Below are 20,919 nucleotides of genomic sequence, written 5' to 3'. Positions count from 1 at the left end.
ATCGCACAACGTTGACATTACGCGTTTCGTAACCGTCTGGCGTCAGTAATCTAACGGAGTGGAAGTGATTTGAAATTGGGACGGAGGCTGGCCGTCGACGCATAGTGAGATTTTCGTTGGTGGTTTACCGCCTATGGAAATCCGCAAGTCGAGAGCCACTTTTGATATGAGCAACGCGAATATTAAAAGTTAGCTCGGCCGAGGACCCTCACGATGTAGCGACGAGCCAGATGGCGGCATGAGCCACTGATGATGCCGGACATCGTTAGCAATCAAAAAAGCCGCCACTGAGCGACTTTTTTAATCAGGCTTGAACCAATGCTTCAAACCTGGTGGCTAACGTGGATTGGGCGGTAGGCTGCAACAATGGTCGCAATTGTGGCCAAAAGCTGAAGTGAAAATACGCCGCAGAAAATCCGTTGCCGGCTAATTTACGAAACCCCAAAGTGATCAAACCATTCACTTGCCCCAAATTTGGCGGCGGGGTGCTTGCTAACACGTCGCGGCGTAAAGCTTGCAACGCTTGAACATCATCTGCTGCCATTATGCCACCTCCTAGATGTATAATGATAGTTTATCGAGAATTAAATTAAAAATCAATGTGAAATCATCGATTTTTTAGCATTTTTTGTTTGATGGCAAACAATTCGTGGATCTCTTGTGCCGATAACGGACTGCCCCAAGGAATCGACAACCAATCGCGCTCAGGGGCATCGACGCCAACGTTAATGTCCTCGGCGATCGGTACCATGTTGTGATGAATGTGGCCGTGCAAGTTCAAGGTTTGCTTGGTGATGCCGAGCAACATCGGGTAATGGGTCATAATGAATTGGGTATGGTCATCTTTGATGATCGTCCCGACTGGATGAAATTCAAATTTCAACTGGCCGTGCCAGCCCGGATCGTTTTTGTGCAAGAACTTAAACAGGCTTTGGTAATCGTGATTTCCTTTAATGAAGCGAATGCGCCCATTGAGTTGCAACAAAATCTCGAACACGGCTTGGTCGCTGGGCACATTTTCGGGATTCATCGCAATATCGCCTAAATGATAAACCACATCATTATCATCGACGCGCGCATTCCACGCCTGAATCATCGCGGCATTCATCGCGTCAACGGAATCAAATAACCGTGGCGCGAAATCATTTTGCCCGAGTAAATCACGATGGAAAAAATGGGTATCTGCAATAAAAAAGTTCATTTTACTTTGCCATTCCTTTTTGCCGCCGGCGCACGACCCACATGGTGGTTGGCACCGTTAAAATCACGGCGATCACTGAAAACAAAACTTGTAGGAGCTCACCGACGAAAATTTGGTTGTTCAAAATTTGCCAAAGCGGATATTTCAACTGAGCAAACCAAATGAACAATGCCGAAAAGCCACCAAAGAAGCCGAAAAATAAGGTGTTCATTGCCGTGCCAATGATCGTGGTTTCAATTTCACGCAACCCATCAGATGTCGCGGCATCCCCTAATTCGATCACCCCAGCAGCGACCGCACACGCCGCTTCGGCAATGGCGCCTAAAGTGCCCAGCAGGCCTGTCGCGATCATCAACTGTTGAAAACTGACGCCGATGTATACTGAAAAGCCTTCCAGCTCCTCTGAATCTTCTTGGCCAAAGCCTGACGTCTGGGATAACCACACGCCTAAAAATACCACGATCAACACGCCTGCCATCACCAATAACGAAGCGACAAAAGCCGGTCCGGCGACTTGGATATGGCTGGTGCTCATAAAAATCGTCGTTGCCAGCACTAATAAGCCGATCACAAACGCGACGGCCACTGGTGAAAACCCGCCAGCCATCAATACCACTGCTGCAATCATCAAAAACGTATTGATTGCTAGCGCCAAAAAATTACTGATCCCTTGCCGGCCGCCGACGAGTACCATCAAAATCAACAAGGCAAGCACTAAACCAACCATTGCATTCATGCTGTTCGCCTTCTCTCAACACCTGCCGCCAACGCTGCCAACCCACTGGTCAACGGAATTGCCAGCACAATCCCAAACGCTGAAATCAATGATTGCGCAAAACCTAAGCCCATCACCCAACTCACAGTGGTGGCAATCGCATTATCATTGCGCAACCACAACACGGCTTCGTTGAACGTCCCAGCAATAAAAATCATAAACAATACCGCAATCAATGGCCCCATCACATTACGCCCAATGGCCATCCCCGCTTGAAAACGGGCCTTGGCCCCATCTTGTAATTGAAAAATCGCCACGGCAATATCTGAGCTTTCATCCAACACTGCGCCCAGTGAGCCGATAATAATTTGGACGAAAAACAATAATTGAGGTGCTTGGGTGACGTAATTGACGGTTTCCAAATGCAACCCGCGATAATTAGTTACCGTAAAAATCGCATAACCTAACGCCACACCAAGACCAGTGGCTAAAATCGTGGCCAAGCTTACCACTACAGCCAGCGGTTTAAACCCGACCACAAACAACGTCGTGATCACTGCAAAAGCAATCGCGACTAGGCTAAACAAACAAAAGGCCAATACTTGATGACTAGCGATTTCCACATGTAAGGCCAAGATAAAGACGATCGCATTCGCACCAAGCGACGCTAACGTCAACCACAAATGCTTTTTCATGATCAAGCCCAGTAGCACCACTGTGGCCGCCACCAAGCCCAACAAAATCGCATCGCGCTTGATACCTGAAATGGTGAAATGATTGGCGGCATTTTTGGATAAGAAAACCTGCGAACCGACACCGAGCTTGGCATCTTCAGCGCCACTAAATGAGTACGTATTACGCAAATGCAGAATCTGACCACGATTTTTGGTATTGAGCAGCTTAGCGGTCAGCGCTTGCGTATCAACGTGATCATGGTTTTCAAAATTATCGGTTTGCGCCACGGTTTTAATGGTTTTGGCCGCAGTCACTCGCGCAATCGGCTTTTGGTATAAATCCGCATCAAATTGTGCACCGACAAACACTAAAGCAAAAGCGACCAGTGGCCACAACCATTTTAATAAACCCTTAACCAATGTGATTTTGCCTGAGGATCTCGTCATAAGCGTCTTTGACCGGGCCGGCTGGCTTGTCCCACTGTTCCCAATGGTCCAAATCAAAGGGTGGCATAGTATAATGGTCGTTGATGTAGCTTTCATACTTGCGCACTGCGGTAGAATGAGGAATGTTCAGTTGCATGATGCGCACATACTTGATCAAGTGCTTCATGACTGCTTTTTCCGCGCGGCCATTCATTAAAATATTCCCTAATTCATAATACCGGGTGCCATCATTCAAGGTAATTTCTTGAATGAGATCAAATACTTGATTCTCTTCAGCCATGTTATCCCTCTTCTTATTGATTATTTGAAACCCACAAAGGAGCTTACGATGTCAAAAACTTTGCTCATCACTTTGTGGCTGTCGCTTTGGGCTTGTTGTTCAGGCTTTGTTGTCGTCGGCCATCGTGGTGATCCGCTCACTTATCCAGAAGAAACGTTTCAATCTGATTCCGCCGCGTTTGCTGCTGGCGCTGATTATGTGGAACTTGACGTGCAAGTCGCCAAAGACGGGACGCTGGTGATCCAACATGATCCCACGCTGTTGCGCACCACAGGATCGGACGTCACCATTGCCAGTTCCAATTATTCACAAATCCAGCAATATCATACCAAAAATGGCGAAGCGATTCACAGCCTCCAAGCCCTTTTTACACATTATCAACAATCTAATGCGAAGTTCTTGATCGAAACCAAAATTGAAAAAGGCGTCCCGCATCCGCAAATGGAACAACGTATTGCCGCTTTAGTGAAACAATACCACATGGAAAATCGGGTGATGTTTCATTCGTTTTCGTTGAAATCCCTGAAGCGTCTGCAAAAGCTCTTGCCAAACGTCCCACGGATCTTCATCGTCGGCTCCTTGAAGCGGATCACTTTCGCCGTCTTCCCTTACGTGACTGGCATCAATATCTCCTCAACGTTAGTCACAGAAAAATTGGTGTCTGATCTCCATCATATCGGCCAAAAAGTTTATGTCTGGGATGAAATGAACGAAAATGCGGCCAAATGGCGCTGGTTATCCAACATTCCCATCGATGGCGTGGTCACCAACTATCCAGGGCTCGCGCATCAATATCAATTGTTGACCCATGATGCCCAAAGTCATCCAGTCGATGCGTTAGCCACCAACAACTCGACACAAGCGTTACCCGTTTACGAAAACCCGTATATGCCACACCTACGCAAACAAACAATTGCGCCTAACGAAACCTTCACCGTGATGAAATCGATTCGCTCGCAAGGTGTGACGTATGACCAAATCGCCACTAACGCGTTTGTGCCAGCTGACACCTTAAACTTGGCGCCGATGGCTGGTTGGGCGCAACTATTGGTCGATCAACCCGCCACCGTGCGTGCAAAACATACTTGGCAGGTCCCAACCCGCGTGACGTCCAGTGCCCAAAGTGCGCAACATAGTACCTTAGCGACCGGATCGACAGTGACGATCACCGCAGTCAAATTACACGGCGAACAAGTTTGGTGTCAAACCAAATCCGGTTGGGTGGAAGCCAAGCATTTGCAAATTCACCTACATTTAAACGAAGCACGGTTGTGGCTCTACCAGTTCAACACGGTCACCACCTTGCAACGCCCGCAATTGAGCTTAGGCCAAACCGATCTGGATATTTTAAACTTCAATGCATTAGGCTTAAGTGTCTAACCTATGCGTCTCACTGCTGATGGTGAGGCTTTTTGTTTGCGCTTCACAAAAATAGCCAGCACTTCAAAAATCTGTTATCGTGGAAGTATCAAATAAAAAGGCGGAAAATCACATGACAATCGATTGGCAAAAACTGGCCGCAAGCTATGAACGCGACTTGTTAACAGATCTCAAAACCTTGATCGCAATCCCCTCTGTACGCGATGTTGAACATAAAACTGCTGACGCACCATTGGGCCCAGCACCAGCTCAAGCCTTAAACGCCATGCTGGAAATCGCGCAACGCGATGGCTTTGACACCTTTAATGTGGAAAATGTTGCTGGCCGCATCAGCTTCGGCCAAGGTGACACGAAATTAGGCTTACTCGGCCATGTGGACGTGGTGCCGGCAGGTGATGGTTGGGACAGTGATCCGTTTGTCGCTAAAATTCAAGCTGGTCGCATTTATGGCCGCGGCAGTGCTGACGACAAAGGCCCGACCTTAGCCGCCTATTACGCCTTGCGCTTATTGAAAGATCAAGGCATCACCCCAAAACAAACCGTTCAATTTATTATCGGCACTGACGAAGAATCCAACTGGTATGGGATGGATCGCTATCAAGCCACACAAGCCATGCCTGATTATGGTTTCTCCCCTGACGCTGAATTTCCGATCATCAATGGTGAAAAAGGCATCAGCTCCTTGACGCTTACCTTCGCCGCGCAACCTACCAGCGGCCACACCAGCATGACCGCTTTTGATGCTGGCTTGCGCGTCAACATGGTGCCACAAGCGGCTACTGCCTCATTAACTGGCAACTTACCAGACGATTGGCAAGCCCAAAGCGATGCCTATGCTGAGGCTAACAACGTCAAAATCAGTTATGCTGATACTGCTGATGGTGTTCAGTTCACTGCCATCGGCTTTGGCGCGCATGCACTTGAACCCAATGCCGGCATCAACGCCGCAACGCATTTGGCCACATTATTAGCACCTTGGGTCGATGATCCGGCTGGGCATTTATATTTACAAACCATCACCGATCACTTGCACAATGACTCTCGCGGTCACCACTTGGACATCGCTTTTAGCGATGCGATCATGGGTGATTTGACTGCCAGTGCCGACTTATTCACCTTCCGACCAAACGGCGAACAAACCATTGCCATTAACGTCCGCTACCCACAAGGTATCGATTTGGCTACGATTCAAGCCAAGATGCAACAAGCCTTAGGCGACGCCGTGACGGTTTCGATCACAGAAGCTGGTCACACCCCGCATTATGTTTCCGGCGATGATCCTTTGGTCAAAACGTTGCTGCAAGTCTATCAAGATCACACCGGCCACGATGGGCGCGAACAATCCATCGGCGGTGGCACTTATGGGCGCATCATGAAGCGCGGTGTCGCCTTTGGGGCGATGATGCCAGGGCGGGAAAACGTGATGCATCAAGCCAATGAATATATGCCGATTGAAGATATCATGCATGCTGTGGCGATTTATGCTGATGCGATTTACCGCTTGACTCAAACTGAGGCCATCTAATGTTCACCGCTCAAGATTTGAAACAAGCACTCCCGCAACAATTTCAGTCGCTTGAGGTGACTTGCGTTGCACGCACCACGTCAACCAATCAGGTCATGGCAGCAAACTTATTGCATGAGTCTCATCAGCAATTACTGATAGCTGGTGAACAAACCCAAGGCGTCGGCCGCCGTGGCAAAGCCTTTTTCTCACCAGCGCACACTGGTATTTACTTCACATACGGCGGCTTTGGCCTAGCCGAACAGCATTTGAGTTTGATCACCCCAGCTGCTGGCGTTGCCTTAACGCAAGCGGCGTTTGCCTTGTTTGGCGTGACCACCACCATCAAGTGGGTCAACGATGTCTTGATCGGTGATCAAAAAGTGGCGGGCATTTTAGCTAATCGTTTAGAAAATGGGCAAGTGTTGATCGGCGTGGGCGTCAATATTGCCCCAGCGGCTAATGCTCCAGACGTTCCCATCGACTTACCGGTTGGCACCTTGCTCAAACAAGCCCCAACCACAGACGCGCGCTTGTCACTGGTGGCTTCATGGTTGACCCACTTCGATCAGTTGCTTCAACATCCTGAAACGATCATGCCGACTTTTCGCCAACACGCCGCTTGGCTGAATCGCCAAGTAGATGTGATGGGCTTAAACCATCCGTTAACTGGCGTGGTTCAAGGGTTTGCCGATGATGGGGCATTGATTTTAGCCACTGATCACGGGATTCAAACCCTTAATAGCGGCTCGATTCGCCTGCATTAACGCCAAAAGCTGTCTCGATTTTTTCGAGGCAGCTTTTTATTTGGTCTAAGCTTTCACAATCTGCAATAAGTCGCTGAAATCGTTGAAAGTATAAGTTGAATAAATCGGGCCGTGATTGGCGTTAAAATGCGGGTTGAACCATGCCGTATCCATGTGTGCATTGCGCCCGCCTTGAATATCAGATGTCAATGAATCGCCAATGATCAAGCTGGTTTGCGGGTTGAAGTTCGGCGTGCGCTTAGCGACATAATCAAAGAAGGCTTTGGTCGGCTTCGGCGCCCCAATGGTATCGGACACGAAGATATCATCGAAATAATCAATCAAATGACTTTTCGTCAGGCGATAACGCTGCGCCGATTCAAAGCCGTTGGACACAATATATAAATGATAATCACGCAAAGCTTCAAGTGTTGCTTCAACCCGTGGAATCAGCACGGCTTGGCGGTTGACCAAGGTGAAGTAGTCTTTTTCGACGGCTTCAGGATCGCCGAGTAAGGCCAACTGCTTGAATAATTGCCGCATGCGTTTATAAAAAATCTGTTCACGGGTGATCGTGCCTTTTTCGTATTGGCGCCATAGTTCAGCGTTGATGCCTAAATATGTTTTTTCTAATTTGTCAGTATAATCAATATGATGTTTTTCAAATGTTGCCTGCAGGCTTTTCAGCTCGCCAGCTTCAAAATCTAACAGCGTATCGTCGACATCAAAAAATAAATTGCGGTACATACGTGGGTGGCCTCCTTGCCGTGGTGCATGCTTTAACGCTACCACGCCGCCAGTGGTTCGTCTAGCTGTAAAAATACTGTAACTGGACGGTGTTTGACCTTTAATGGTGTTTACCACAATCTAATGATAAAATGAGCCATATTGCACAATTTTAAAAGGTGGGAAAAATGTGAAGACGCCAAAAAACTGGTGGCATGCGCTGATCACTCGGCTCAACACCCGTGTCCGGCCCAATAAAAATGAACAAGCTCTTCCGGCGTTATCGACCAAAACCTGGCCGCTGTATTTAGACATTGTTTTGCAAGCCTTTAAAACAATCGTTTATTATGCAGTTGCTGTGATCGCGATCGGCGGCGTGTTTGGGATCGGTTTGTTGGCCGGCTACTTTGCGGCAATCGTTTCCAATACGTCAGTGCCAAGCAAAACGGCCATGGCCCGCACGTTAAGTAACGTCGATCAGTCAACCAACTTATATTTTGTTGATAATGTGGAATTAGCCCATGTGAAATCAGACTTGATTCGCGACACTGTGAATCTCTCAGACATTTCCCCTTGGGTACAAAAAGCGATCATCGCCACTGAAGATTCCGACTTTTACACCAACTCAGGGGTTTCGCCGAAGTCCGTGATCCGGGCGGTTTTTTCTGAATTCTCTGGTGTCGGCAGCCAAACCGGGGGCTCGACGTTGACCCAACAAGTGGTCAAATTGCAGTTTCTCAGTTCAGAAACCACCTTCAAGCGAAAAGTCACTGAAATCATGTATGCCTTGCGCATCAATCACTTCTTTTCCAAGAAGAACATTTTGCAATCGTACTTAAACATTGTCACGTTAGGTCGCAACAACAAAGGTCAAAACATCGCCGGGGTGCAAACTGCGGCCAAAGGGTTATTCGGCAAAGATGCCAAAGACTTGAACTTGCCTGAATCTGCCTTTATTGCCGGCTTGCCTCAAAGTCCTTCCGTTTATACTCCATACACCGTCAACGGCTCCTTGAAGTCAGATCTCTCTGCTGGGATCTCACGGCAACATACGGTGTTGTTCCGGATGTATCGCAGCGGCGCCATCACCAAAAAAGAGTATCAAGATGCCAAGAAATTTGACTTAAAAGCAGACTTCAAAGGTCATGATACGACCAATGATGATGACACCACCAAGTACGCTTACGTGTACAACATGGTCACTGCTGAAGCCAAATCCATTTTGGCCTTACAATTAGCCAAACAAGATGGCCACACGCAAGCTGATTTAGATAAAGATACCGCGTTAGATCATCAATATCTCGACGATGCCCAAAATCTGTTAACCACCAAAGGCTATCAGATCCACTCCACAGTCAACAAATCCGTATATGATTCGATGCAGTCAGTGGTGAAGAATGCTGATCTTGGCTACACCTATACTTCTAGCGAAATCGATCCCGAAACTGGTGAGTATGTCACTGATTCTGAACCGGTCCAAAACGGCTCCGTCTTATTGAACAACACTACCGGCGCGGTGATCGGCTTTGTCGGTGGGGTCAGTGGTGAATTGAACCATATTTACACCACCCGCAGTCCTGGTTCTTCGATCAAACCATTGGCGGTTTACGGCCCTGCGATTGAAAATCATTTGATCGGCTCGCAAACCATGTTGGCTGATTTTAAAACCAACTTCACCAACTACTCCGTTACCGATTACGGCGGTCAAATTCAAAACAAGTTCATTTCTGCCACGGATGCGTTAGCACAATCCTACAACATCCCAGCGGTCAACTTGTACAACGATGTTCGCCAAAAAGCCAACATCAAATCTTATCTCACCAAAGCTGGTATCAACACCTTAACTGCCAATGACTACTCACAACTCGGCTTAGCACTTGGAGGGACCGACTACGGGGTTTCCGTTGAAGATCAAGCCAGTGCTTATACCACCTTTGAAAACAATGGGAATCACACTGATGCTTACGTCATCGATAAAATCGTCGATCCTGGTGGTAATGTGATCTACCAACACAAAACCGCCAACACCCGCGTCTTTTCGCCAGCCACGACGTACATCATGCAACAAATGATGCATCAAGTCGTCGCCAAAGGCACAGCTGCCAGCTTGAATTATCAATTGAGTTTTAACACCAACAACTTGATCGGTAAAACTGGGACATCCAACGATTACAAAGATATTTGGTTCGTCGGCGCCACACCTGGCGTCACTTTGGCTTCATGGATCGGCTACGACAATGCCAATGGCACGTCGTATAACTTGTCCAGCTCCGCTTCCAACACCAACTTGGCTTACTGGGCGAAGTTAGCCAATGCCGCTTATCGCGTGATCCCAGGTCAATTCAAAGCCGATCAAAGCATGAGTGCGCCAAGTACTGTGAAGTCTGCCACGGTTTCCAAACTCACAGGTGAAAAAACCGGCAGTGTCACCTACAATGGTAAGTCCTACAACATTTCCAATAGTGGTGGTACCGTCACCAGCTTATACAATGACTACTTGCCAGGCGTCACCACCAGCGAATTTGCGATCGGCGGATCGGCTGCCAATTACAAACAGTTCTGGGAATACACCGGTGGTAAAAAGTCTAACGGCTACGGCAAAGTCACCACATCAACGACCTCAAGTACCAATCAATAAGCTTTGATCCCGCTTCGCCATCCTGGTGAGGTGGGATTTTTTTGCAAAAAAATACGGCTACCATTTTCAGTAGCCGCACAAGTTTTATTGAATGATTTGAAATTCTTTTGGCGTATGCGTGAATGGTTCGCAACCTGTCGCCGTGACGTGCACACAGTCTTCGATCCGCACCCCAGCCACGCCAGGAATATAGATCCCAGGTTCAATGGAGAAGCACATCCCTTCAACTAATTCCATGTCATTGCTAGCCATGATCGATGGGAATTCATGCGTCGACATGCCGATGCCATGCCCTAAGCGATGGTTAAAGTATTCGCCATAACCCGCTTTTTCGATCACATCACGGGCGATTTTATCTAAATCACTGGCGCGCAAACCTGGCCGGACTGCGGCTTGCGCAGTAAGTTGCGCTTCTAAGCACACATCAAAGATCTCGCGCACTTTAGGTGAAACCGATCCGCCAAAGGCTACCGTCCGCGTCGCATCGGACATATAGCCATGATTGTTGGTCCCAAGGTCAAACAAGACTAACTCGCCTGGTTGGACTTTCGTCGCTTCAGGGCCACCGTGAGGGTCAGCTGCATCCATCCCGGCTTGGACAATGGTGTCAAAAGACATATGCATGACGCCTTGTTTCATCATCGCATATTCGATTTCTGCGACTACTGCTTGTTCTGAACGTCCTGCTTGTAGCGCTGCAAAGCCAGCGGCAAAAGCAGCATCGGCTTGTTGACCGGCTACTTTCATGATTTCCAGTTCGGCATCCGTTTTGATCAGTTGTAGTTCTTGGATCTTTAAGCTAGCATCGGCTGGAAAACTGGCTTGTGGGAACTGACGGGTGATGGCTTCAAACTTTTGCACCGCCAAGTCGAGCTTTTCGATCCCCCACTTTAATGGGTTCGGATTGATTGCACGAATGTGATCCGCAATCAGCGCAAACGGATCTTCATGGTCGAGATAGCCAAATACGGGGTAATCCCAGCCGGCCTTTTTCACCGCTTGAATGGATAAAGCTGGAGTGAACAAGAAAGGTTCGTGATCGGGAAACACGAACAAGCCTGTCACGCGTTCTTCCGGATCTTGAAAGAAGTTCGTGAAATAGTTGATATTGGTGAAATTTGAGATGTAAGCCACGTCAAGGCCTTGGTCTTGGACCCATTGTTGCAAGTTTTGAAGTTGTTGATTCATCTAGTCTCGCTTCCTTTTTTCACAATTATTTACTTTGCCAGTATACCATGAAAGCCGTCACACCGGCTTTCTGAAAAAAGGCCATGAAACTTTCTCTGAAAAATTCAGTAAAACGCTTGCATTCCTTACGGTAGTTTGCTAGAGTGGATTGTAAATTAAGCAAGTATTTACTGCTACTGTGAAATAAGGAGCTACACAAATAATGGAAAAACAAACAATTACGATTTATGACGTTGCCCGTGAAGCCAACGTTTCCATGGCCACGGTTTCTCGTGTTGTCAATGGGAACCCGAACGTTAAGCCTGCAACTCGCAAGAAAGTCTTGGAAGTGATCGACAAACTCGACTACCGTCCAAACGCGGTTGCCCGCGGCTTGGCTTCTAAGAAAACCACCACTGTCGGCGTAATCATCCCAGATGTGACCAACATGTTCTTCTCAAGTTTGGCTCGTGGGATCGATGATGTCGCCACCATGTACAAGTACAACATCATTTTGGCAAACTCTGATGAAAACTCCCAAAAAGAAGTCCAAGTGCTCAACACCTTGTTAGCCAAGCAAGTTGATGGCTTGATCTACATGGGCCATGATATTTCCGACAACATTCGCCAAGAATTCTCCCGCTCCAAGACGCCAATCGTATTGGCTGGCTCGGTTGACCCTGACGAACAAGTCGGCTCCGTCAACATCGATTACGTCGCTGCCGTTGAAGCAACCACCACGCAATTGATCAACTCTGGCAACAAGGCAGTCGCTTTGGTCACTGGGCCTTTGAGCCAACCGATCAACGGCGAATACCGCTTGCAAGGCTACAAGAATGCCTTGGCTAAAGCTGGGTTGGCTTATGACGAATCCTTAGTCTTTGAATCCGAAGCTTCTTATCATGCTGGCTTGGCCATCTTCAAACAATTGCAAAAAGCTGGTGCCACTGCGGCCTTAGTTGGCGACGACGAATTAGCCTTTGGCGTCTTAGATGGGGCCATTGATGCTGGTGTTTCCGTTCCTGACGACTTTGAATTGATCACTTTCAACAACACCAAGCTGACCGAAATGGCGCGTCCACAAATGACCTCCATCGACCAACCTTTGTATGATATCGGTGCCGTGGCCATGCGCTTGTTGACCAAGATGATGAACAAAGAAGAAATCGATGCCAAGACGATTCGCTTAGGCTTTGATATCACCACTCGCAAATCAACCAAATAGTTTTAAAACAGAATCAGGCCAAGTGCCTGATTTTTTTATGCCTTCGAAGTGCTTATGCCTCACTTCAAAGCCGAAGTCCGACTATTGTGCCTTTTGATTATGGTAGTGGGTACTGGTGCCATGCCCGTGCACCATATCATTGACGATATCGCGCCCTGGATGTTGAAGGTCATGCGTATCGCGAAACTCGATGCGCATTTTGGTGTGGGCACGCAAATCTTGCATCACTTGCTGATACTTCGCTTCATCGCGCGACATTTCCATCAAATCATAGCTGTAATGCAAGGCATCTCCAAAGCGCCAAGCCTGCAAGAAAAATGAATACCGATCAAAATAGTGATTATTCACCACCATCAACACATAGCGCCACTTATACTTGCGCAAAAAATACTTATCAAAATTAGCGATCAATTGCCGCGATTCTAATAACATTGAAACTCCTTTCTAGCCAGCATGCCCGCCGACTAAGCCTGAGCGATCGATAGCGGTGCCGCCTTTGGTCTTGGAATAGCCGCGCACGATGGCTTTATAGCCGAAGCGATCACGGATCTTATCGATGCTGGCGGCTAATCGCTGCTCAGCTTCTAATTGGTCATAGTCTTCAAACAAATCGGTTTGAATCGTAGCAGGCTTACTGATGCGATTGACGCGCACGCCAACGTTACGGATCGCGTTGCCTTGCCATTTTTTATGCAATAAATAGCGGACAGCGCGAATCAGATCATCGGTGCGATTCGTCGGGTCGATATGCGTTTGCGCGCCCCAATGCGTTTTACCTTCAGCATCTGGCTCGGCAAAACCAACAGAAATGCCGACGACTTCTCCAACGACACCATGTTTGCGCAATCGCGTGGCGACTTGATCGGCGATTTCTGACAACACCGTTTCTAAATCAGCCATCGTGGTGTAATCGCGCATCAACACTTGTGAATTGCCATAGCCTTTATTTTCACTGCGCGGCAAATACCGCCGGGCTAAGTCAGAGTAATCGATCCCCCAAGCGTGAAAGTATAACGCATCTCCTAAAATCCCGAAGCGATCATGGATCAGCTTGCGATCACTGAGGGCTAGGTCTTCGATCGAATAGATTCCCATGGCTTCGAGTTTGGCCGCCGTTTTATTGCCGATCGACCAAAAATCAGTCAAAGGCTGGATATGCCATAATTTCTGCCTCACGTCTTTGTAACCCCACTCTGCGATCCATGGGTCTTTCTCTTTGGCTTCATTATCTAAGGCAAGCTTGGCCATCAACGGATTCGGCCCGATGCCAACGGTTGTGAAAATGCCAGTTGCTTCTTCCACTTGCTTGCGAATGGCCTTGGCAATGGCCCAATTGTCGCCAAATAACTCATGTGACGCTGACACATCGATAAACGATTCATCGATTGAATACACATACCAATGCGCATCATCCGTAAACTTGCGGTAGATCTCATTGATTTGGTAATTGATTTTGATGTAATCACTCATATGCGGATCGACGATTTGAATGTCCATATCTGGCTGGATTTCGAACTGACGCGTCCCTAACTTCACGCCATAATCCGATTTGGTATCAGGCGATGCCGCCAAAATCAAACCGCCTGCAGACTCGGGTCGCGATAAAACGGCATTTTTGGCGGCCAGCGGGTATTCGGCCCGGCGAATCGCTTCGACACTGGCATAAAACGATTTGCAATCGATACACATAATGTCTCGAACCGGCAAGCGTCTCGGGTCATCAAGCGGCGTACTCATGCTGCCCACCAATGCTTGGATTGGGTGGTGCGGACATGCCGAATATCCGTTACCGATAAAGTTTGCATGCCGCCATCTTGGGCTTGCAAAAACACCTTGCCGTCATCGCAGCCGACGACCAAACCGATCACTTCTGGCAAATAAGCCGTATCCCACATTGGATTGAGCTGGATTGCCACCAATTGACGCTTTTCAAAGGCTTGTTTCAGCGTCCCGTCGATTGCGGCATCAGTCATTGCCGACAACGCTTGCTGCGGCTGATCATTGTGGGCCGCTTGTTCCATAAAGGCGCTATGATCAGACAACAACCACCCCATCCAATTCATCATGCCGCGATCATCGTATAACCATAATTCTCGTGGTACCACATATGCCATTTGGATCACCTTCCTTATGCGTCCATTATACGAACAAACGTTTTTAGATTTCAAGAACGTTTGTTCGAAAAAATCTTTTTGCCCTTTTTTGCGTATGTATATAGTGAGGAGGGAAATATAATATGGCACGCAAAATTTTCGGTCATACCTTGTGGTGGTGGCTGTTTGGTTTGGTATTTGTTGGCACTTTAGTTTCAGGATGGTACCAGTGGCTACCACTGATGTTAGTTTGGTGCTTAGTGATCATCACCAGTCTTGGCTTAGGGTTATTGAAGCTACATTTTAAGGGTTAATGAAACGCCTGTATGCCTTGGTATACAGGCGTTTTTGCCGCGTTCAAAACTTTTACAATTTAATTGACTCGCAAGTCATTGACCAGCAAGTCACTCGGTGATACACTACAGTCGCAATGAAATCTAACGCAATCATTTTTCATAAGGAGGCCACATTATGGCACAGCCAGTGGTTCAGATCCAACATTTACAAAAACACTTCGGAAAGTTTCAAGCCCTCAAAGACATCACCTTCGATGTTTATCCTGGCGAGGTTTTCGGCTTTATCGGGCCTAACGGTGCTGGTAAATCCACTACGATCCGCACATTGCTCGGCATCCTCAAAAAGTCTGGTGGCCAAGCCACGATTTTTGGTCAAGACGTGTGGTCCCAAGCCGTTTCGATTCACAAACGCTTAGCCTATGTCCCAGGTGATGTGTATTTGTGGCCGAATTTATCCGGCGGCGAAGCCATCGATTTATTCTTAAAGCTCAATGGTCAAAAACATTCGGCGCACACCGATGAGTTGATCAAAGACTTTGAATTGGATGTGTCCAAGAAAAATCGCACTTACTCCAAAGGGAACCGGCAAAAAGTCGCGTTGATTGCCGCTTTTTCCACTGACGCAGATCTGTATATTTTTGACGAACCCACTTCAGGGCTGGATCCGTTGATGGAAGAAGTTTTCCAAAAGCACGTCTTATCGTTAAAAGCAGCTGGTAAATCCGTGCTGTTATCCAGCCATATTCTCAGCGAAGTGGAGCGGATGTGTGATCGCATCGGCATCATTCGTGCAGGTGCGATCATTGAAACTGGGACTTTAGATGATATGCGCCAACTTTCACGCACTCAAGTCACAGTCACCACTGCCAAAGACTTGGCGCCGATCCAACAATTACCTGCTGTCCACGGCTTCAAACAAACCGGCAACAAAGCGACTTTTGCTGTGGACTCGGAAAATCTTGCCAGCGTGATGACGGCTTTGGCGCCACTTGAAATCAAGCAATTGCAAAGTACGCCACCAACTTTGGAAGATCTCTTCTTGCGCTACTACAATCAGGAGGCGTGATATGTTTTCAACCCATTATGCAAAAACCGGCCAACTGCTGCGCTTAAATCTGCGCCGCGATTGGTTGAAAATCGTCTTTTGGTTGATCGGTTTAGTCGGTTTAATGGCAGGCGCTGCCGCGAAGTTCGACGGCTTATACGGTACGAAAAAAGCGATGACCACCATTATCACCACGTTAAAAACGCCGGCAATGGTCTCATTGATGGGGCCGTTCACTGCTAAGCCGCCTTATTCCGTTGCCATCGTTTATGCCGCAGAAATGATGACTTTCATGGGCTTATTTGTGGCCATGATGAATATTTATTTTGCGGTACATGCGACTCGCGCTGATGAGGATTCTGGTGTTTTGGAACTGATCCGCGCGCACAGTGTTGGCCGCTCGAGTGCTTTAACTGCCGCGATTTTAGAATTGGTCATCATCAATGTGATCGCTGGCGTCTTAGAAGCACTCGGGTTACAAGCCAGTGGGATGACTGGCATGAACGCTGGCGGCAACTGGTTGTTCGGCATCGGTTTAGCGATGTTTGGCCTGATGTTTGGAGCCTTCAGCCTGCTTTTTGCCCAAGTCGCAGATTCCAGTCGTGGTGCCACCATTTTAAGCTATAGCTGGCTGGGCTTGTTGTATGTCATCCGCATGGGCACTGATGTTAAAAATCCTGATTATACATGGTGGACGATTTACGGCTGGATTGAAAAGCTCGATATCTACGGCAAAAATAACTGGGGCCCAGTTGGTCTGATGGTATTGATGACGGTGATCATCGGGGCGCTCACCACTTTAGTTGGCGCCACACGCGATGTCGGCGCTGGTTTATTACCAGATCGTGCAGGGCGCAAACATGCTTCAGTATTTTTAGCGGGTCCTTTATCTTTGATTGCGCGTTTGGAGCGCACGAGTACCATTATTTGGCTGGTTGGGTTGTTTATTCTCGGGGCCACTTATGGTTCAATTTTCGGCACTGCTGGGGATTTATTGAAATCTAATCCAATGATGGCAAAATTGATCGGTACAACTGCTACTAATGCCGCAAACCGCGCCCTCGTGTTGTCTTTTGCCAATAAGTTGACGATCATTTTCGCCGTATTGGCGGTGATCCCCGGATTGATCACTATGTTTCGACTGAACGGCGATGAACGCAAAGGCTACTTTGAACAACTGCATGCTCGCAGCGTCTCTCGTGCCCACTTATTCTTCGCCATTGCAGGATTCGGCCTCGTCGTCACCTTAGCTAGTTTCTTCTTAGCCGTTTGTGGGATGTATGTCGCAGGCGCTGCTTCTATGGGCGATAATATGCCGAGTTTTGTCCGCTTTATGCGCGGATTTTGGGGCTTTGCACCGGCTTTGATCGTCAGCTTTGGCTTTGGGGCCTTGCTTTCAGGGTTATTGCCAAAACTGCAAACCATCGCTTGGGTCTTACCAGCATATGGCTTTTTCTCTTTGTATTTAGGCGCCTTGATGAACTTCCCCAGATGGGCCACGCAACTGACGCCTTTTGGTTGGGTCAACACGGTCCCAGTCAAAGCCGTTAACTGGGGCACTGCCGGTTGGATGACTGCGCTTGGTGTGATTTTAGTCTTCGCTGGGTATATCGCCTACCGTCGGCGTGATTTATTAGAAAATTGATTTATCGTAGCGTAGCCGGTCGATTCCTGCTACGCTATTGGTGTAAACGTTAAGAAATGGAGTTACCATGGCAAAATCCCGTCCAACGATTGATCCTGAAAAACAAGCCCGCATTCTCGATGCCGCAATGCATCAATTCGCCCATCATGGGTTTCGTGACACCAAAACTGATGCCATCGCCCAAGCCGCTGATGTGTCCAAAGGATTGATCTTTAATTATTTTGATTCTAAAGCCAATTTATATTTAGAAACCGTTCGTAGTACCTATGCCAAAATCATGGCAGTCGCTGATATGTCCGTCTGGCAAGATTCCCCTGATTTGGAGGAAATGGTCAAACGTGCCTTGCGTTACAAGATCCAAATGCAAATCGATTATCCGGATGAATTTGCGTTAACGATGCAAGCCTATGCCGAAGTCGGTAATTTGCCGGCAGGTTTGCGCACAAAAGTCGATGCCATTTGGAATACGTTAACTGACACGCAAGTCCCGGACATGATCACGCCGATTCTCAAACGTCTGCCTTTGCGTAAAGACGTTGATATCAACACAGTCATCAACATGACCGCCATGATGACAAACTTGATCGGTGAACAGGCCAAGAAAATGATCCGCGACAATCCCAACATTCAAATCGATGACTTTGATCCGGTAATGGCCCAAGTCATGAAGTACATGCGGGTATTAGAGTATGGCTTCTTAGACCCTGAGGCCAACCATGATTGATTTGCGGACACAACGCTTCTCCTCGTTAGGAAAGATCCAGCCCGCCGTTTCGCTTCAACAAGCACTGACCCAAACCGTTGGCGTTCAGGCACAACAGTTTCGCCAAGCCGAAGTGGGTTTAGCCTTACAAGTTCCTGATTTGAACCGTACCGAATTATTAAATGCCTATGCCAATGGCGACATTGTGCGCACCTGGGCTCAGCGCTGGACTTATCAATTGCTGACTTTAGAAGATTGGGCATTAGTAATCGCCGCTCGCTTAGACGAACAGTTGCCCACACAATACTTTCAAGGCCAACAAGATTTCTTTGAACACTTGGCGCTAAGTTTGACCCAACGATTGGCCACAGTTGATCACCTGAGTAAAGCTGACGTCAATGCACAGCTTGATGAATTAGCGCATCGGCCATTATTGAGCCAAGAGCGCTATACGATTTTCCAGCTGGTAGCGCGTACTGGTGCGTTCACCTTTGTGCCTAAATCTGGCAATCGATACGAGCTACAGGTGCAACAGCCGACGTTACTTTCAAGTACTGAAGCCATCGAGGCGCTCATGCCACGGTACTTAGCCGGATTTGGTCCAGCCAACCTGCTCGACTTTTGTAAATGGGCGGGACTGTCGATCAGCCGCGTGAGACCTTTATGGCAAAAGGCGTCGCGTCACTGGGTCGCTTGTGAGTATGACAATTTCATGCTGGAAACACCAACGCCGATTCACTTGCCGGAAGTGATTTTAACGTCAGGGTTTGACGCTGCTTTAACCGGATACGTCGATAAACGTTGGCTTGTCAGTGCTGATCATGAGCGCCAATTATGGACGGTCAATGGCAGCTTGAATCCGATCGTGATCCTCAATGGCGCCGTGGTTGGCAATTGGCATTTCAAAGTCCAAGGTAAACGGATGATCACAACCTTGGATTATTGGGAAACTGTGTCTAACACTCAACAAGATCAAGTCATCGCCAAGCTGCAGCGCGTTGCGAATTTTCTCGGATTAACGCTCGTACTTTAAGCCACTATGCTGATCAACGATTTTGTTGATCAGCTTTTTTAGGCCATAATTTTGTGATTTTTGTTATTTGAAGATGAATTAAATTTTATTTTTCTCACTGTTGTAACAACGAGTTTAGGTGTGGGCGCCTGCTCATATTCACACCATTTTTGTGATTGAATTCGATTTCTTTTACTGCTATCTTATAGTCAAGATGAACCACGGAGACTTTGGGGTGCGGCCGCACTAAACGCAACTCTCGGTGAGGAATCTACGTTTGGCGGCGTCGGTCGACCTACCAAGCGGCGTGCCACCTATGCACTGGTGCAGACCGAAAACGCACACCGCGTTTTGGCACACTTGAAACAAAAACAGCAATAATACCTGACTTTCGCCTGGGTAGGCGGTCACCCGCTAGCACGCCCAGGTACATAAGGAAAACTGTCGCCTAGTGCGACTATTTCCTGTACCATGACGAGCTGACTGATCCTGATCGGCTCGTATTTTTGTGCTTATCTATAAAGTGGCTTGTGCAAAACTATCCTCTCAGGTATACTGGGTTCAGATAGTTAGTTACCCCTAAACTTTACGGAGGCAACCATGTTAAACGTACACCAGCTCACCGTGGCATATGATGCCACCCCAGTCTTTCAAGATTTGTCAGTAGCCTTTGCCCCAGGTAAAATCACTGGGATTATCGGGCCAAACGGTGCTGGCAAGTCGACCTTGATCAAAGAAATGTTAGGCTTGATTAAAAGTAGTGGTACTGTCACCTACAACGGTCAACCATTTCTAGCCCACCGCAAGCAAATCGCTTATGTGGAGCAGCGCAAAGATCTTGATTTGACCTTCCCGATTTCAGTTTTTGACGTCGTGCTCACTGGCACTTACCCGCATTTGCGATTGCTGCAAACTCCTGGCAAACTGCAACGTCAACAAGCGCATGCTGCCTTGCAACAAGTCAACTTGGCCGATTTTGCCCAACGCCAAATCGGTAATTTGTCTGGCGGGCAATTACAACGGGTCTTTGTGGCGCGCGCCATCGTCCAAAATGCCGACGTCATCATTTTAGATGAACCATTTGTCGGCATCGATATGCATTCAGAAGCCGCCATCATGGCAATTTTGCAAGAATGGCGCCAAGCTGGCAAAACCATTATCGTGATCCATCATGACTTAAATAAAGTCAGCCAATATTTTGACGACTTGGTGATTTTAAACCATGGCATCGTTGCGGCAGGTCCAACTGCTGACGTTTACACCCAGGCCAATATCAGCCAAGCCTTTTCCAGCGACTTGTCCCAAGTGTTATTTACGGAGGAAGCCCGATGAACTTTATTCATGCCTTGAGCCAATATGGCTTTTTACCCCGCGTTTTACAATCAAGTTAGCCACTATCGTTAGCACTCAGACAAAATAAAA

21 protein-coding genes are annotated in these 20,919 nt (G+C 47.8%); 11 read left to right on the top strand and 10 right to left on the bottom strand.

Annotated features, from left to right (window positions below):
- Positions 1–304: 304 nt before the first annotated feature.
- The 5 genes from FD01_RS04270 to FD01_RS04250 all read right to left on the bottom strand — a co-directional run bounded on the left by FD01_RS04270 (position 305) and on the right by FD01_RS04250 (position 3,317).
- Positions 305–544 carry a hypothetical protein gene (locus tag FD01_RS04270; RefSeq protein WP_054716015.1) on the bottom strand — a complete coding sequence of 80 codons (240 nt, stop codon included), beginning with the start codon at positions 542–544 and terminating at the stop codon, positions 305–307.
- Positions 545–607: 63 nt separating this feature from the next.
- Positions 608–1,201 carry a metallophosphoesterase gene (locus FD01_RS04265; RefSeq protein ID WP_056962799.1) on the bottom strand — a complete coding sequence of 198 codons (594 nt, stop codon included), beginning with the start codon at positions 1,199–1,201 and terminating at the stop codon, positions 608–610.
- Position 1,202: 1 nt separating this feature from the next.
- Positions 1,203–1,937, bottom strand: a complete 735-nt coding sequence (locus FD01_RS04260) for a YibE/F family protein (protein ID WP_056962797.1) — start codon at positions 1,935–1,937, stop codon at positions 1,203–1,205.
- A complete protein-coding gene (locus FD01_RS04255; RefSeq protein WP_235802928.1) occupies positions 1,934–3,010 on the bottom strand; it encodes a YibE/F family protein in 1,077 nt (358 codons plus the stop codon). Before FD01_RS04255 ends, FD01_RS04260 begins: the two co-directional genes overlap by 4 nt.
- Complete coding sequence (locus FD01_RS04250) at positions 3,003–3,317, bottom strand: hypothetical protein (protein WP_054716009.1); 315 nt, start codon at positions 3,315–3,317, stop codon at positions 3,003–3,005. Before FD01_RS04250 ends, FD01_RS04255 begins: the two co-directional genes overlap by 8 nt.
- 48 nt (positions 3,318–3,365) lie before the next feature.
- On the opposite strand from FD01_RS04250, the gene FD01_RS04245 reads away from it, so the two are divergent.
- From FD01_RS04245 to FD01_RS04235, 3 genes are all read left to right on the top strand, one after another.
- Complete coding sequence (locus tag FD01_RS04245; RefSeq protein WP_056962794.1) at positions 3,366–4,697, top strand: glycerophosphodiester phosphodiesterase; 1,332 nt, start codon at positions 3,366–3,368, stop codon at positions 4,695–4,697.
- A gap of 112 nt (positions 4,698–4,809) precedes the next feature.
- Entirely contained in the window at positions 4,810–6,222 is a 1,413-nt protein-coding gene (pepV, locus tag FD01_RS04240; protein ID WP_056962792.1) for a dipeptidase PepV, read from the top strand.
- Positions 6,222–6,968, top strand: a complete 747-nt coding sequence (locus FD01_RS04235) for a biotin--[acetyl-CoA-carboxylase] ligase (protein ID WP_056962790.1) — start codon at positions 6,222–6,224, stop codon at positions 6,966–6,968. The genes pepV and FD01_RS04235 overlap by 1 nt, the downstream gene beginning before the upstream one ends.
- Positions 6,969–7,013: 45 nt before the next feature.
- Here the strand turns inward: FD01_RS04235 and FD01_RS04230 are convergent, their stop codons facing one another.
- On the bottom strand, positions 7,014–7,694 hold the full coding sequence (locus tag FD01_RS04230) for a YjjG family noncanonical pyrimidine nucleotidase (protein WP_056962788.1): 681 nt from the start codon (positions 7,692–7,694) through the stop codon (positions 7,014–7,016).
- 169 nt (positions 7,695–7,863) lie between these two features.
- On the opposite strand from FD01_RS04230, the gene FD01_RS04225 reads away from it, so the two are divergent.
- The gene (locus FD01_RS04225; protein WP_056962786.1) at positions 7,864–10,311 is read left to right on the top strand and encodes a transglycosylase domain-containing protein; all 2,448 of its coding nucleotides are present in this window, start codon (positions 7,864–7,866) and stop codon (positions 10,309–10,311) included.
- A gap of 84 nt (positions 10,312–10,395) precedes the next feature.
- Here the strand turns inward: FD01_RS04225 and FD01_RS04220 are convergent, their stop codons facing one another.
- Positions 10,396–11,499 carry a M24 family metallopeptidase gene (locus tag FD01_RS04220; RefSeq protein WP_054715997.1) on the bottom strand — a complete coding sequence of 368 codons (1,104 nt, stop codon included), beginning with the start codon at positions 11,497–11,499 and terminating at the stop codon, positions 10,396–10,398.
- A 202-nt stretch (positions 11,500–11,701) separates the two neighbouring features.
- On the opposite strand from FD01_RS04220, the gene ccpA reads away from it, so the two are divergent.
- Entirely contained in the window at positions 11,702–12,703 is a 1,002-nt protein-coding gene (ccpA, locus tag FD01_RS04215) for a catabolite control protein A (RefSeq protein ID WP_056962783.1), read from the top strand.
- Positions 12,704–12,784: 81 nt separating this feature from the next.
- Here ccpA and FD01_RS04210 read toward each other — a convergent pair whose 3' ends face one another.
- From FD01_RS04210 to FD01_RS04200, 3 genes are read right to left on the bottom strand one after another with little or no spacing between them, the layout of a single operon-like run.
- On the bottom strand, positions 12,785–13,135 hold the full coding sequence (locus FD01_RS04210; protein ID WP_056962781.1) for a hypothetical protein: 351 nt from the start codon (positions 13,133–13,135) through the stop codon (positions 12,785–12,787).
- A gap of 12 nt (positions 13,136–13,147) precedes the next feature.
- Positions 13,148–14,440 carry a Y-family DNA polymerase gene (locus FD01_RS04205; protein WP_056962779.1) on the bottom strand — a complete coding sequence of 431 codons (1,293 nt, stop codon included), beginning with the start codon at positions 14,438–14,440 and terminating at the stop codon, positions 13,148–13,150.
- The gene (locus FD01_RS04200) at positions 14,437–14,817 is read right to left on the bottom strand and encodes a hypothetical protein (RefSeq protein ID WP_054715985.1); all 381 of its coding nucleotides are present in this window, start codon (positions 14,815–14,817) and stop codon (positions 14,437–14,439) included. The genes FD01_RS04205 and FD01_RS04200 overlap by 4 nt, the downstream gene beginning before the upstream one ends.
- Before the next feature lie 122 nt (positions 14,818–14,939).
- Here FD01_RS04200 and FD01_RS15990 point away from each other — a divergent pair, with 122 nt between their 5' ends.
- From FD01_RS15990 to FD01_RS04175, 6 genes are all read left to right on the top strand, one after another.
- On the top strand, positions 14,940–15,110 hold the full coding sequence (locus tag FD01_RS15990; protein ID WP_156647268.1) for a hypothetical protein: 171 nt from the start codon (positions 14,940–14,942) through the stop codon (positions 15,108–15,110).
- A gap of 154 nt (positions 15,111–15,264) precedes the next feature.
- Entirely contained in the window at positions 15,265–16,158 is an 894-nt protein-coding gene (locus FD01_RS04195; protein ID WP_404820840.1) for an ABC transporter ATP-binding protein, read from the top strand.
- Between the two features lies 1 nt (position 16,159).
- Complete coding sequence (locus FD01_RS04190; RefSeq protein WP_056962775.1) at positions 16,160–17,782, top strand: ABC transporter permease; 1,623 nt, start codon at positions 16,160–16,162, stop codon at positions 17,780–17,782.
- 67 nt (positions 17,783–17,849) lie between these two features.
- Positions 17,850–18,506, top strand: a complete 657-nt coding sequence (locus tag FD01_RS04185; protein WP_056962773.1) for a TetR/AcrR family transcriptional regulator — start codon at positions 17,850–17,852, stop codon at positions 18,504–18,506.
- Entirely contained in the window at positions 18,499–19,518 is a 1,020-nt protein-coding gene (locus tag FD01_RS04180) for a DNA glycosylase AlkZ-like family protein (protein ID WP_054715970.1), read from the top strand. Before FD01_RS04185 ends, FD01_RS04180 begins: the two co-directional genes overlap by 8 nt.
- A gap of 579 nt (positions 19,519–20,097) precedes the next feature.
- On the top strand, positions 20,098–20,829 hold the full coding sequence (locus tag FD01_RS04175) for a metal ABC transporter ATP-binding protein (protein WP_056962771.1): 732 nt from the start codon (positions 20,098–20,100) through the stop codon (positions 20,827–20,829).
- The last annotated feature ends 90 nt before the right edge of the window (positions 20,830–20,919 follow it).

The organism is Lacticaseibacillus manihotivorans DSM 13343 = JCM 12514 (assembly GCF_001435035.1).
Classification (GTDB): Bacteria; Bacillota; Bacilli; order Lactobacillales; family Lactobacillaceae; genus Lacticaseibacillus; species Lacticaseibacillus manihotivorans.
This window is presented reverse-complemented; position numbering and strand designations above follow the sequence as displayed.